13 protein-coding genes and 1 pseudogene are annotated in these 13,885 nt (G+C 50.8%); 10 read left to right on the top strand and 4 right to left on the bottom strand.

Features of this window, described 5'->3' with window-relative positions; translation table 11 throughout:
* The first annotated feature begins 119 nt into the window (after positions 1 to 119).
* From CCUR_RS00995 to CCUR_RS00990, 3 genes and pseudogenes are all read left to right on the top strand, one after another.
* Positions 120 to 716, top strand: coding sequence for an iron-sulfur cluster assembly scaffold protein (locus CCUR_RS00995; protein ID WP_041225171.1), 597 nt, complete (start codon positions 120 to 122; stop codon positions 714 to 716).
* Between the two features lie 245 nt (positions 717 to 961).
* A pseudogene (locus CCUR_RS07695) lies at positions 962 to 1,045 on the top strand (zinc-ribbon domain-containing protein); the annotation flags it as partial.
* Positions 1,046 to 1,132: 87 nt separating this feature from the next.
* Positions 1,133 to 1,657: a hypothetical protein gene (locus tag CCUR_RS00990; RefSeq protein WP_245526100.1), complete on the top strand. Its 525-nt coding sequence runs from the start codon at positions 1,133 to 1,135 to the stop codon at positions 1,655 to 1,657.
* A gap of 200 nt (positions 1,658 to 1,857) precedes the next feature.
* Here CCUR_RS00990 and CCUR_RS00985 read toward each other — a convergent pair whose 3' ends face one another.
* A complete protein-coding gene (locus CCUR_RS00985; protein WP_012802621.1) occupies positions 1,858 to 3,039 on the bottom strand; it encodes a pyridoxal phosphate-dependent aminotransferase in 1,182 nt (393 codons plus the stop codon).
* Between the two features lie 234 nt (positions 3,040 to 3,273).
* On the opposite strand from CCUR_RS00985, the gene pxpB reads away from it, so the two are divergent.
* The 7 genes from pxpB (at position 3,274) to CCUR_RS00950 (ending at position 9,882) form a co-directional block, all read left to right on the top strand.
* Complete coding sequence (gene pxpB, locus CCUR_RS00980; protein ID WP_012802620.1) at positions 3,274 to 4,002, top strand: 5-oxoprolinase subunit PxpB; 729 nt, start codon at positions 3,274 to 3,276, stop codon at positions 4,000 to 4,002.
* A 10-nt stretch (positions 4,003 to 4,012) separates the two neighbouring features.
* A complete protein-coding gene (locus tag CCUR_RS00975; RefSeq protein ID WP_245526109.1) occupies positions 4,013 to 5,101 on the top strand; it encodes a 5-oxoprolinase subunit C family protein in 1,089 nt (362 codons plus the stop codon).
* Positions 5,101 to 5,586 carry an acetyl-CoA carboxylase biotin carboxyl carrier protein gene (accB, locus tag CCUR_RS00970; protein WP_012802618.1) on the top strand — a complete coding sequence of 162 codons (486 nt, stop codon included), beginning with the start codon at positions 5,101 to 5,103 and terminating at the stop codon, positions 5,584 to 5,586. The genes CCUR_RS00975 and accB overlap by 1 nt, the downstream gene beginning before the upstream one ends.
* Before the next feature lie 15 nt (positions 5,587 to 5,601).
* Complete coding sequence (gene accC, locus CCUR_RS00965) at positions 5,602 to 6,951, top strand: acetyl-CoA carboxylase biotin carboxylase subunit (RefSeq protein WP_012802617.1); 1,350 nt, start codon at positions 5,602 to 5,604, stop codon at positions 6,949 to 6,951.
* Position 6,952: 1 nt separating this feature from the next.
* Positions 6,953 to 7,723: a putative hydro-lyase gene (locus tag CCUR_RS00960; protein ID WP_012802616.1), complete on the top strand. Its 771-nt coding sequence runs from the start codon at positions 6,953 to 6,955 to the stop codon at positions 7,721 to 7,723.
* A gap of 41 nt (positions 7,724 to 7,764) precedes the next feature.
* Positions 7,765 to 8,532 (top strand): LamB/YcsF family protein, encoded by a 768-nt coding sequence (locus tag CCUR_RS00955; protein ID WP_012802615.1) that lies wholly within the window; start codon positions 7,765 to 7,767, stop codon positions 8,530 to 8,532.
* 102 nt (positions 8,533 to 8,634) lie between these two features.
* Positions 8,635 to 9,882 carry an Nramp family divalent metal transporter gene (locus tag CCUR_RS00950; RefSeq protein ID WP_012802614.1) on the top strand — a complete coding sequence of 416 codons (1,248 nt, stop codon included), beginning with the start codon at positions 8,635 to 8,637 and terminating at the stop codon, positions 9,880 to 9,882.
* A 201-nt stretch (positions 9,883 to 10,083) separates the two neighbouring features.
* Here the strand turns inward: CCUR_RS00950 and CCUR_RS00945 are convergent, their stop codons facing one another.
* From CCUR_RS00945 to CCUR_RS00935, 3 genes are all read right to left on the bottom strand, one after another.
* Positions 10,084 to 11,232, bottom strand: a complete 1,149-nt coding sequence (locus CCUR_RS00945; protein ID WP_012802613.1) for a serine/threonine protein kinase — start codon at positions 11,230 to 11,232, stop codon at positions 10,084 to 10,086.
* Between the two features lie 29 nt (positions 11,233 to 11,261).
* Entirely contained in the window at positions 11,262 to 12,611 is a 1,350-nt protein-coding gene (locus tag CCUR_RS00940) for an MFS transporter (RefSeq protein ID WP_012802612.1), read from the bottom strand.
* A 367-nt stretch (positions 12,612 to 12,978) separates the two neighbouring features.
* Positions 12,979 to 13,668, bottom strand: a complete 690-nt coding sequence (locus CCUR_RS00935; protein WP_012802611.1) for a SanA/YdcF family protein — start codon at positions 13,666 to 13,668, stop codon at positions 12,979 to 12,981.
* Between the last annotated feature and the right edge of the window lie 217 nt (positions 13,669 to 13,885).

Raw genomic sequence — 13,885 nt, 5'->3', positions numbered from 1 at the left:
TAAGCTCTCAGCCGCAGGAGGCACCTTTTCGATGCCGTCACTTCTGGCAAACCCCAGATACCACTGAAAGCGCCGAGCGCCTCAATCACCTGACAGCCAATCCATCTGAAAGGAAAACGATGGCAAAAAGCGAAGTACGAAATGTATATATGACCGTGCCCGACCGCCGCGTCATCCGCACTGAAGATGTGTACCAGACCCAAGCTGAAGAAGGGGTACGCGGATACTCGGACCGCCTGCTTACCGTCGTGGCAAATTTTAGAAACAGCGGCATTCCTGAAGGTTGCAATGCGCGCGGTATGGCAGGAAAATCAAAACATGGCGAGGTTGCCTGCCAGATATTCGCCGTCATAGATCCTGCTACCTACACTATTGATCGCATTGGGTTTCGCTCACGCGGGTGCCTTGCTATGACAGCCTGTGCTAGCCAGCTATGTGTCATGGCGCATGGTCTACCTATAGAGCGAGCACTTACCATTACTGTCGCTGACTTAAAACGCACGTTGGATGGTGTCCCCACCGAAAAGCAAGATACCCCTGCTTTTGCTATTGAAGCGCTGCACAGCGCTATCGGGGACTTTCTGCTTGAGCAAGGTGGATTGGATTTACTCGACACAATAGCGCCCTGCGACCGCGACGGCATTAACTGTTTGCTGTGCGAGCACTGCAGTCTGCGCGACCAACGCGTCGATTGGATGATCGACCACCGCGATTAGTTCCGTGCTCAAATTTTCAAATTTTTCAAATAGCAGAACCACTCTTCGTTTCATTTTGGATACGTTAGCGTAAAGCACAATACCGCTCCCCAATAAGCGCGTAAGATAGCGCCAACAAGTACACGGGGCGAATGTGGCACGTGCGCTTGTTCGACACTGCATCGAGCGTACAAAACTTGTGATTTCCTTACCGAGGCCTGCGCATCGAGCGGCCTCGGTACTAGGGGTTTGAACGAATAGGCAGATTGGCGACTATCTTGGCGACGCATTACTGCATCAACTGTGGAGCACAGCTTCACCCAAATGCGCGGTTTTGCATGAATTGCGGCGCGGCAGTACCTCATATGCCTATACCACCTGTCCAACTGGGGGCAACTGCGCAAGCCTTTTCACGTCCTGATCTGCGATCACCCAGCATGTCTGCGCCGCTCACACAACCTATTCCGCCTACTTCATCAACATCGCCTGCCACCAGTACTTCTTCTGAAGCAGACTTAAGCGGCTTTGATGTACCGGTACGCGACCCCTTTGAATGGGAGGACTCTTCAGAGGAGTTCGACCCAAGTCTGGGGTATACCGCCACTCCCTCTGTCTGGCCACCAACCGATAGCGTAAAGCAAACAGGGCGTGGAGGAACTGAAGTTATGAACCCGCTTGAGGTCCCTAACGCATCGGATTACACACAGGCATCAGGTGCTGCTATTTTCTCATCCGATCATGTGGCAGCACCTTCGGGCACCGGAGCAAAGATAGCCCTTGGCGTTGGAATCTTTCTTGTACTGTGCTCAATTATCTATTTTGTGCAGTTCAACCCGTATTTTTTCGAAAACATTGTCTTCAGAATGACCACCTGGATGCAAACGCAAGGCATGGCGCTCCTGACAAATGTCGTGACATTCTTCCACGACGTGATCTTACAAATCGCCAATACCATCCGTTAACAGCGTCCATTAATAGACATAAGAGAATATTGAACTAGTAGAGCTATCAGCTGCTATCTGTTGATAGCTCTACTTATCGGTAGATAACCAATGACTCTTTCTACTGATATAGACCAGCACTCTCCTGCCACTAAACCTAATCAGTACCGCTCCTGCCTCTAAGGATAGGCTTGGCAATAGGTCGAGCAGCAGCTGGCTGACTATCGATAGTCAGCCATAAGTGCAGCAAACGCGTCTTTGCTGTTCTTGATCACCTGCGCATCAATGCAATAACTCAAGCGGACCCAGCCATGCGCACCAAAACTGTCGCTGGGGACAAGAAGCAGTTCATGCGTACGAGCGCGATCAGAAAAAGCCTGTGCATCTGCTTCTAAGGCGCGTACCCACAGATAGAAGGCTCCGTCGGGGTTAACATATTCGAACCCTAATTCATCAAGCATACCGGTTAGTAACCGTCGGTTTTCTTCATATATAGCCATCTGTGCTGGCTCATCAACACAAGCAGCAATCACGCGCTGGAACAAAGCGGGAGCACAAATGAAGCCCAGCGCACGACCCGCCCCTGAAACAGCAGCCATAATCTGACGTGATTCATGCGCTGCGGGCGGCACCAGCACAAATCCAATGCGCTCCCCTGGCAGCGATAAGCATTTTGACCAGGAATAACACACGATGGTGTCGTCATAGAGCGATGGCACCCACGCCACTTCAAGCCCACCATATACCAGTTCGCGATACGGTTCGTCCGAAATAAGGAAAATCGGATGGCCCGCCTCAAGTGACTTCTGCCGCAACAGATCGGCAAGGCGTTCAAGGCTTGCGCGCGGATAGACAACACCAACAGGGTTATTCGGTGTATTGATGATAAGCGCTTTTGTGCGAGAAGTAATCGCCTGTTCAAGCGCTTTGAAATCAAGCTGAAAATCACTACTGCAAGCAGGAATAACAGTTAACGTAGCACCGTGTGTTTCCACCCAAACACGATATTCCGGGAAAAACGGAGCAATTACTGCAATTTCATCGCCTGGTTCGATAAGCGCTTTCAGTGTCATGCTGATAGAAGCCGCTGCCCCGCAGCTGAGATACAAATTTTGCGCAGTATATGACGTTCCAAAACGCCGATTGAGCGAATCGGCCACAGCTTGCCGAGCCACAGGATCACCTGGTGACTGAGTATATGCATGAACCTTTACCGGATCGTCTTGAGTTGCTTCGACAATAGCGCGTGTGACTGCCTGAGGTGTTGGTACTGAAGGATTTCCGATACTAAAATCGAATACCGCATCGGTGCCAATTTCTGCCTTGCGACGTGCCCCATAAGCGAATAACTCGCGAATAGCCGATGGAGCTTGACCTAAAGCCAGCATGGTTTCGTTGTACATATACATTACCTTCTCTGATGGGCTTATCGGCTTGATTGTAGCTCAATCATAGGCCTTCTCCCAGGCAGACACACAGTGTTTCAGTTTGGTAAGGAAGTGCGAGAGAAAACCTTATACGGGACCGACTCTGGTAAACTTTCCCGAAAACCATTCCCTGTATGACGACACGACGCTTGCACGGTTGTTTCTTGTTCGAGCGTCTCTCCCCGCAGGCAAGCGCTTAAAGGCATCTCTATGGCAGCATTCAACATTACTATCGCTGGCGACTCAGCCTTGAACCTCGTGTTTTCCGATACGATCTCGGAAGAAACATCCACGCTTATCCGCCTGGCATCCGAAAGCCTTTCAAGCGATCCAATTCCCGGTGTTATTGAAGTTGTGCCCACGTTTTGTAGCATGATGATCTGCTATGACCCGCTGATACTAACTGCTGATGAGCTAACTGAAAAACTACGGAATGGACTGCGCGGCGTCGGTGAAGTTGATCTTTCGGTTCGACGGATCGTGCATATTCCCGTCTGCTACGGCGGCGAATATGGTCCCGACATCAACACCGTTGCCGAGCACGCACATCTCTCTGCCGATGAAGTAATCGCCATCCATTCAGGTCGAGATTACCTTATTGACATGCTGGGATTCCTGCCGGGATTCGCCTATTTGGGTGGACTCGACCCTCGACTGCACACCCCGCGCCTTGCCGTACCACGAACCAGCATTGATGCAGGTAGCGTGGGAATTGGCGGTGCTCAAACCGGCATCTATCCCCTTCCAAGCCCTGGCGGTTGGCAGATTATTGGTCGCACACCACTTGCACCCTACGACCCCAACCGGGCAGAACCCATTCTGTACAAGGCTGGCGACTACTTACGCTTCGAGCCTATATCGGCTCAGGAATATGCTGCCCTGCAAACACAATTGGCGGCTGGCACCTATTCCTGCCAGATCACCATAGAGGAGCGCTAACGTGGGTATTATGATTCGCAAGCCCGGCGTAGCAACCACCGTGCAAGATACGGGACGCTTCGGGTATATGGGCAGTGGGTTTTCACCGAGTGGGGTAATGGATCGACGTGCTCTGCGTTTAGCTAACCTACTGGTCGACAACGATCCTGACGACTGTGTGCTTGAATTCGCCCTTGCTGGTCCCACCTTGCGCTTTACAACCGATACGTTTATCGCTCTGACGGGTGCCGATTTTAGTGCGCGACTCGACGGTGCAGAAGCACCACTCTATCGTGCGCTACCCGTACATCGCGGTTCGAAGCTTTCTTTCGGTGCACCCCGCCGTGGTGTATATGGCTATATCGCCTTTGCCGGAGGGAGTCTGAGCGTAGCAAAGGTCATGGGAAGCCGTTCGACAAACCTCAAGTGCTCGCTTGGTGGATGGCACGGACGGACTCTGGCGCCAAACGACTACATTCCGTTCGCTCAAAAGGAAACGGACTATCTGCCGATGCAAGCATCGCACGAATTACCCTATGACGACATCTATCCCAAACCTGGTGAAATCGTTGAACTGCGTGTTATCCCCGGCCCACAGGAAGAATTGTTTACCGACGCAGGAATTAAAACCTTCTACGAACAGACCTTTGAAACAACGGTAAAAAGCGACCGCATGGGTTATCGTCTCGATGGCCCAGCTATAGAAACCATCGCTGGCAGCGACATCATTTCAGATGGCATCGCCTTCGGTGCTGTACAGGTGCCCTCGCATGGGCGGCCCATTATTATGCTGGCCGACCGTCAAACAACAGGTGGATACGCAAAAATTGCAACGGTCGCTTCGGTGGATATTCCCAAACTGGTGCAAAGTACCCCCGGAACAGCAATATCGTTCAAGCTTATATCGGTTGGAGAAGCTCAGTGCCTCTATCGCGAACAGGAGAAATACTACGCTCATCTGGAAAAAGTGGTAACACGCCCCACTGCGGGTGGCACAAGCCCCCGCCGCACGGCACGTCGCTTAACACCTATTCTCGAACGGCAAGCGCTTGCTTCACGCGGCAAATCACTTTGGATTGATACCCCCTCTGCACATTCGGCAACGAAGGAGAATGGCTAATGGATAAAAAGGCGATCGAAGAACTGATTGAGATTATGGATAAAGCTGATCTAACAGCTTTGCGCCTTGATGAGGGCGGCACGAAAATCGAACTGGAGCGTACCCACACCACGGTTGGATTAGGGTCTCCTTCACTTCTGGGTGTGGCGGAGCGCGTCGGCGCTTTGCTCGACGGTAAAAACCGCAGCCACGAAGATGCCGCTGCACCTGAAGCTGATGACGACTCTGATGGCACCACAATTGTACGCAGTCCCATGGTTGGCATGTTCTACGTATCGCCAAGCCCCGATGAGGAGCCGTTCGTCAAGCCGGGTCAAGAAGTGCTCTCTGGACAGACGCTTGCTATCGTCGAAGCTATGAAGATGATGAATGAAATCACTGCTCCGACAGCAGGTGTGATCACTGCCGTACTTGCAGCCAACGGCGATCAGGTGGAATACGACCAACCCCTATTCCGCATTACCCCTTCTCAAGATGTACGCTAGACGAAGGGCTGCTGTATGTTCGACAAGATCCTCATTGCTAACCGAGGCGAAATAGCGGTACGTATTATTCGTGCCTGTCGTTCAATGGGCATTAAAACGATTGCTGTGTACTCAACCGCCGACCGCCATGCCCTACACGTATACCTCGCCGACGAAGCGGTCTGCATTGGCCCACCTGCACCGCGTGATAGCTACCTGAACATTGCTGCCATTATCAGCGCGGCGAAGGGCTGTGGCGCGCAGGCTATTCACCCGGGCTACGGTTTTCTTTCAGAAAACAGTACCTTTGCTAAGCTCTGCCGTGAAAACGGGCTCGTTTTTATCGGGCCGTCGCCCGAAGTTATCGATCGCATGGGCAACAAAAGTGCCGCTCGACGCACCATGATGAAAGCGGGTGTGCCAGTTGTACCTGGTACGAAACGAGCACTGCACGAAGCTGACGAAGCGCTTGCCGCCGCGCGGGATATCGGCTGGCCCATTATGATCAAAGCCTCAAGCGGAGGTGGCGGCAAAGGTATGCGCGTTTCTGAAAGCGAAGACGACTTTGCTGAAATGTTTGCTATCGCTCAGCGTGAAAGCGTCAATGCCTTTGGCGACAATTCCATGTACCTCGAGCGCGCCATCGTAAACCCCCGCCATATCGAGGTCCAGATTATCGCTGATAGTCATGGCAATGTGATCAGCCTAGGTGACCGCGATTGTTCGGTACAGCGCAGCCACCAAAAGATGATCGAGGAAAGTCCAAGTCCGTTTATTGATAACGACGTGCGTCAGCACCTTTTTGATGACGCAGTACGTGCTGCGCAGGCGGTTGGGTATGTTAATGCGGGTACGATCGAGTTTCTCGTTGACGAGGACCGCAATTACTATTTTATGGAAATGAACACCCGCGTACAGGTCGAACACCCTGTAACAGAAATGATTACTCAGGTTGACCTGGTGCGTGAAATGATTCGTGTTGCTGCTGGTGAAGAGCTTTCACTTTCGCAGGATCGCGTATACATGCACGGACATGCTATCGAATGTCGTATTAATGCCGAAGAGCCCGAAAAAGGATTCTTGCCAAGCCCGGGCAAAATTGAACAGATGCACTTACCAGGTGGCAATGGTGTGCGGGTGGATTCAGCCACCTACGACGGATTTGAAGTAACACCCTATTACGATTCAATGATCGCAAAAATTATCGTCCAGGCACAGGATCGCACTGAAGCGATTGAAAAAATGAGTACTGCCCTCGATGAAATGGTTATTATCGGCGTCAAAACTAACTTGGATTTCCAATACGCCATTCTGCAGAACGAAACGTTTCGGGCAGGTGGCGCCGACACGGGATTTATCGAACGTTTCATGAAAGGCGAGGCCTAATATGACCCCTCGTGAAATGCGCTACCGTATCCGCACCGGTGAATTCGACCAGCCCACCAGTGGACTCTGTCCCGATTACGCGCAGGCAAACCTTATTGTCTTGCCGCGTGAAGAGGCGTTCGATTTCCTGCTGTTTGCCCAGCGTAACCCCAAGCCCTGTCCACTTCTTGAAGTGTTAGATCCTGGTGTGCGCCAAACAAACATCTGCGCTCAGGATTGCGATATTGCCACCGACTTCCCCCGCTACCGCATCTACCGCGATGGTGAACTAACTGACGAAGTAACCGATATCGCGCATCTGTGGCGCGATGACCTTGTAAGCTTCGTTATTGGCTGTTCGTTTTCATTTGAAAGTGAATTGATAGAAGCCGGCATCGAGATGCGCCACAACACACAGGGGCGCAACGTGTCTATGTATAAGACCAATATTGCCTGCCGCCCCGCCGGTATGATGAGCGGCAACATGGTCGTATCAATGCGACCCATACCCGCCGAACAAGTAGTGCTTGCCTGCCAAATATCGGGCGCCCTCCCCGCTGTGCACGGGGCACCGGTGCATATTGGCGACCCAACAGTTATCGGCATCAAAGATCTCTCTCAGCCCGACTTTGGCGACGCGGTAGATATTAACCCCGGAGAAGTACCCGTATTTTGGGCGTGTGGTGTTACGCCACAGTCCGTTGTCATGAACGTAAAACCACACTTTGCCATTACCCACGCACCTGGCTGTATGCTGATCACCGATACAAAGAACATCGACCTTAAGTTTTAGATACGTGAAACCATCACGTCAACCGGATGAAACGAGATACCATGAGTGAAAACTTACACATAGATCTCAACAGTGACCTGGGTGAATCGTTTGGTCGCTATAACCTTGGTATGGATAGCGAAATTATTCCCTTGGTATCAAGCGTCAATATTGCCTGCGGATCGCATGCGGGCGATCCGGTAGTCATGCGCGATACGGTACAGCTTGCCGCACAGGCAGGTGTTGCTATTGGCGCACATCCAGGCTATCCCGACTTGCAAGGGTTTGGGCGACGTGATATGCACCTTTCGCCCGATGAAGCCTACTGTTTTGTTTTGTTCCAGTTAGGAGCTCTCGCAGGATTTTGCCAGGCGCAAGGGGTGCGGCTTGTTCACGTTAAGCCGCATGGACAGCTCTATAACACGGCCGCGAAAGATGCTGAACTCGCGCGTGCCATTGCTTCTGCGGTCTATGATTTCGACCCAACCTTAACACTGGTTGGACTGGCGGGAAGCTATCTCGTGCAAGCCGGCCGCGATGCAGGTTTGCCGTGTGTTGGAGAGTTTTTTGTCGATCGCAACTATACCGACGAAGGCGCCCTTGTCCCTCGCAACCAGCCAAATGCACTTATCGAAGATGCTGACTTTGCCGTAAAGCGTCTCTGTACATTTGTGCAAACGGGGACCGTTGAAAGTGTATCAGGCAACATTATTTCCATTGACGCCCAGACGGCCTGCGTCCATGGTGACAGTCCACAAGCACTTGATTTTGTGCGCACTTGTCGCCACGCTTTGGCACAAGCGGAAATTTCTGTTTGTGCTAACCGATAAAATGCGATTCTCTCGTATACATAGTGATTTAGTCTGCTAAAGTAGCGGAATAATTTTACCGTATGCCCCGCATGCATGCATATATCAATTGGAAGGAAGACCATGAGCGCTCTTGCTGACCGCCTGAAAAATATTGGTCCCGGCGCATTGGTTGCCGCCGGATTTGTTGGTCCAGGCACTGTTACCACCTGTACTGTTTCTGGCGCCAGCTATGGAACAACCATGCTATGGGCCCTGCTGTTCGCAACCGTTTCCACCATTATCTTCCAAGAAATGGCTGCTCGCATTGGTATCGCCACCCAAGAAGGCTTGGGTGAAAATATTCGCGACAACATTAAAAACCCTGCCTTGAAGTGGATTGCGATTATTATCGTGATCGTCGCCATATTCATCGGTAATATCGCCTATGAAACCGGCAACATCACCGGCGGTATCCTGGGTATTCAATCTATTTATCCTGATGCGTCAATGATCGCAATCGCAATCGTTGTGGGTGCGGTGGCGTTTGGCCTTATGTGGGCTGGAAGCTACGACCTAGTTGAAAAAGTACTAACTGCCATCGTGGTGTTTATGGGTGTTGTATTCCTTGTAACAGCACTGGCTTCTCCGGTCGATTGGGGTGCGGTGCTTGCTGGCTTGTTCAGCCCACAGCTTCCAACAAATGATAATAAAGGCCTGCTTACTGCTATCGGCCTTATCGGTACGACCATTGTGCCGTACAACTTGTTCTTGCATGCAAGTGGTGCGGCTGAGCGCTGGAGTGACCCTAAACAAATCGCTGATGCCCGCTTCGATTCCATCCTTTCCATCGGCTTGGGTGGTGTCATTTCGATGGCAATTCTCATTTGTGCTGCGGCTAATCTCCAGCCGCTGGGTATTCAAGTGAAAAATGGTGCCGATATGGCCTTAGCGCTCCAGCCACTACTTGGTAACTGGGCCACTTGGATGATTGCTTTAGGCCTGCTGGCAGCTGGTGTAAGCTCCGCAATCACCGCACCGCTCTCAGCTGCTTACGCCGTCAATGGGGTACTTGGCTGGAAGAAGGGCCTCAAAGACATTCGTTTTAAAACCATCTGGGGCATCGTGCTTGTCGCTGGTGTCGTGATGGCTGTTGCTCTGGGTAAAAGCCCCACCCAACTTATTCTGGTAGCACAGGCCGCTAACGCCATTCTTTTACCTATCATGGCATTCTTTGTTATGTACTGCGCAAACTCGAAGAAGCTCGGTCCAGTACGCAACCACCTGTTTGCCAATGTGGCTGGTGTAGTGATTATTCTGATTACTCTGTTTATCTGCTATCGCAACTTCTCGAGCTTCGTGACAAGCCTACAGAGTTTGCTCGGCGCCTAAAGTCCGACAAAGCCAAGTCAAAAAAAACCGAGGTTGGCTTGACTCTTTTGCGAGTAGGTGTGACGCTTTCCAGTCTCACCTCCGAACGGCTTTTAGGTAAGGATAACGAGCGGTTTCTTGGGCATGCGACAGCATGAAAAAGGGCTGCGAGCTTAAAGCTCGCAGCCCTTTCTTATCGCCCTTTTACCTTTACCTAGTCACCTAGTCATTCCACAACTCGGGACGTACAAGCGTGGGGTCCTTCACCCGATTGGGGAAGTAATCCAAGCAGTCGCCTTCACGATAAACGTCAGCAGTCGAGCAGTGTAGGCCACCACCGAATGGATACGCGTCGCGCAGATCACACGGAATAACGTTCATGCCAAGCTTATCCATCTGTTCAAGCTGATGAACCTCAGATGCCTCAACAATAACGGTCTTCGGATCGAGCACGAGGCAATTCATAGACAGCCACACCGAGCTGTAGCAAAGTGCCGGCGGCTCTGTGTGCGCCGGTTGCGCCGCATCAACAATTTGCCAATCGTTTGCATCGAAGATCGCACGCTGTTCTTCAGGTAGCGGACGAACCGGATTGTTGATAATAAGACCTGGACGCAGCGGTACGAACGTCGCATCGATATGAATAGGATACGGGTCGCCTGGGAAGTTCACCGCATGCACGCGAAAGTCGCGATAATAGCGCTGGAACCATTCCATAGCCGCACGATTCGTGGTAAGACCATGCTGAATAAACAGGTCCTTGCCCATGCGCATAACATCAGCAGCATCCCACATCGGCTCAACTTCAGTGGTTACGAAATCCTTTGCGGCGGTGCGCTTAAGACGCTCTTCCAGGCTGATGGACTCATCGTAATAGTTGTGCTTGTACGACTTATCGGTCAAGCGTGGACGTGGCGCTTGAGTCCACAGAAACTCAGGATCCTCTTCGAAATACTGTTCCATAAGTGGCCAGTAGGCCAAATACTCGAAGTAACGGCACCGAAAACTATTGGCAGCCGCCATAATTTCAGGCCCCACAGTCAACAATATGTCGCGTGGCGGCATGCATGTCATCATTGAATCGTTACGGAAGTCAGGAGTGCCGATGGCCTGGTTCCACTGCAACGGCGTAGGACGATCAACAATAACGCCATGATCCTCAAGAACCTTCACCAAGTTCTCGAGACACTCATTGCCACGTTCCACCGTTTCAAGCGGACGAGGTCCCCACATGCCACGCATGGCAGAATCTACCGGCACCTTTTCAGATGTCGCGGGTTCTTCGGGTGGAATCATTGAGTTGTCACAACGCCCCACGATAACGCGCTTAAGCGGATCCCAATCATTCCATGAACTTACGATTTTTGCCATTTGTAATCTCCTTTCAGTAGACCTGTACGTTATTTCACATGCGATAAATCTTTACCAGCGTGCTCGTGGGACAACAACATTGCCACCAGCGCTATTGCAGCAATCGCAACCAAATAGTATGCCGGCGCAACCGGATCGCCTGTTGCGTTGATAAGCGCAAAGCCGATGTAGGAAGCTGACCCGCCAAAAATAGCATTTGCCAAATTGAAGCTAAACGCAAATCCCGAATAACGCACTTCAGTTGGAAATGTCTCGGTTAGATAACTCGCAAGCGATCCATCGTTAATGGTAAGCAACATGCACATGGACAGCTCGACCAACAAAATAACAATGAAGTCCTGGCTCGCAAGCAAATGGAACGCAGGAATGGTAAAGATGATAAAGCCAACGCAGGCAGTTATAAGCATCCGCTTGCGTCCTACCTTGTCGGATATACGCCCAGCCGTGAAAATAAAGGCAATGTAGAGCACCAGCACGATGGTGGTAATAGTAGAGGCTGCCGCAGAATCGTAGTTGAGTGTTACTTCAAGGTAGTTCGGCAGATAGGTCAACACGGCATAGAACCCCACCGCATTAAGCACGCAAGCGCCAAACGAAATAATGGTTTTCCGCCCATGCTTCGTGAACAGTGCGCGAATAGGATGATCTTCTGCTTCGGCACTCTTTTGATCAATTGCGTCCTGCATCTGGGCATAGATAGGTGAATCCTCCAGATGAACGCGGATGTAATGGGTGATGTAGCCAAGTGGTAGCGCAACTAGGAAGGGAATGCGCCAACCCCAATTCACGACAAAGTCGGAACTTGCTCCCCATACGCTAAACATGAGCGTTGCAGCAAGGGAGCCGATCAGCAGACCGGTTGCTGTTGAAGCAGGTACGAATGAGCAGAAAAAACCGCGCCGCTGTTTGGGAGCATATTCCGCAATAAAGGTTGAAGCGCCTGCATATTCCCCCGATGCAGAAAAGCTCTGCACCATGCGCAAAAGCAGCAGCAAAATGGGAGCACCTACCCCCAGCACCGCATAACCCGGCAAACAACCAATAAGAAAGGTCGCACCACTCATCAACAAGATAGAAATAGACAGTGCCCATTTACGCCCTTTTTTATCTCCCATATTGCCCCAAAATATGGCGCCAACAGGACGAACAAGAAATGCAAGCGCAAATACGGCGAATGTGCTCATCGTGGCAACTACCTTGTCTTCCCCAGGAAAGAACACAACGGCAAGAACCGTTGCAAGATAGGAATAACTTGCATAATCAAACCACTCGATAAAATTTCCGAGAAAGGAAGAAAACGCTACGCGGTTCAGCGTGCGGCGCTTTTCTTCTTCAGAAATCGCATCGATGCTGCCGGCAGAAACGGTTGAGCCGTCCATAGCGCCTCCTTACGGTATATGGGATTACCCCTCGTACAGATCTCACGACTAAAAGCACGTAACAGAATGCTCGACACTTCCAAAAAGCGTCTTTTTCTCTGCTGCAATAGCTTTTATATCGTAGCTTATCTGATGCAGTATATTGCATAGTATAGTGGTTTGTTACAAATTTGAAGAACTTTATACAATAAATTGTATGTCGCTACTTGAACTGACACGCTTGAGTCGTGCTTCTACGAAGACCCAAGCTTTCTCTGTTGGGCGTATAAAAACACCTGAACACCTGAACACCTGGCTATCATACCTGTCTTACTTTTCATAGCGGATTATTTTTCATCCACCAGATACCCTTTTATCAGGCATCTTCCTACCAGGTGGTGACATCACCACTTTGCTGAAGGGAAACCGGCTCGCTTAAGTGCGTTGCATTTTCGCGCATAATAACCTTGCGCATATCAGACACACGTGCACCCATTTCGCGTATCTCAAAAATAAGCTTCTTTTCATAAGAATTCAGATCGCTCGGCGCGCCGACACAATCGATACCGAATGACGAAGCATCGAACAAAGCACGATATTGGTGATAGGTCTGCGTGACAACCACCATTGATTCGACGTTAAATACATATCGTGCGCGATACATGCTGTCGTAAGTATTAATGCCGGCATGATCACAGAAGATATCTTCGCTCGGAATACCCTGTTCAACAGCGTATTTTTTCATATTGGTAACTTCGTCATATGACAGTGCGCGAGAATCGTCACCGCTCATTACGATTTTGGGAGCGACCCCTTTGCGGTACAGATTAACTGCTACATCGAGACGATCCTTAAGCACCGTTGATGGTTGACCATTGGGCAGCATCGAAGCGCCCAGCACAAGAATGCAGTCATACGTTTTTCTTGATGAGGCAATCTCATCGGATGGCTTTACGTTGCTCTGCTGTGTTGCAAACTCAACAACGTTAGGAATAACAACCACTGCAACAGCCACAATAAAAACAGCCACGATAATCTTCGCAAGGCGCCGGCCAGTATTTTTTAAGAAACGTACCATACTTCCATGGTAGCGCAACTACTACACGCTCCCACATCCCCCGCGCGAAGAGCAAAAGAAAGGCGCACCCGCATAATGCGGATACGCCATTTCTTTATATGGAAGTACGGGTGATTTCCTCGCCACTTGGAGAAGGCAATCTTCAAACCACGCGAAAAATTACCGGGTACCTGCCACTATTTCTTCGCTATTTCGTCGTTTGTTTAAAACGCTGTGT

It is taken from the genome of Cryptobacterium curtum DSM 15641, assembly GCF_000023845.1.
GTDB lineage: Bacteria > Actinomycetota > Coriobacteriia > Coriobacteriales > Eggerthellaceae > Cryptobacterium > Cryptobacterium curtum.
This window is presented reverse-complemented; position numbering and strand designations above follow the sequence as displayed.